We start from the raw sequence: 255 nt of genomic DNA, 5'->3' as shown, positions 1-255 counted from the left end.
CCATTACCTCACCAACTAGCTAATCCGACCTAGGCTCATCTGATAGCGCAAGGCCCGAAGGTCCCCTGCTTTCTCCCGTAGGACGTATGCGGTATTAGCGTCCGTTTCCGAACGTTATCCCCCACTACCAGGCAGATTCCTAGGTATTACTCACCCGTCCGCCGCTCTCAAGAGAAGCAAGCTTCTCTCTACCGCTCGACTTGCATGTGTTAGGCCTGCCGCCAGCGTTCAATCTGAGCCATGATCAAACTCTTC

General features: G+C 54.1%; 1 rRNA gene. It reads right to left on the bottom strand.

The window, feature by feature from the left end:
- Positions 1-255 (bottom strand): 16S ribosomal RNA (locus QMX84_RS26430); the annotation flags it as partial.

Origin of the sequence: Pseudomonas sp. PS01297, from assembly GCF_029959305.1 — a bacterium.
Taxonomy (GTDB): Bacteria; Pseudomonadota; Gammaproteobacteria; order Pseudomonadales; family Pseudomonadaceae; genus Aquipseudomonas; species Aquipseudomonas helleri.
Note: the sequence above shows the minus strand (reverse complement) of the source record. Positions and strands in the feature narration are given on the sequence as shown.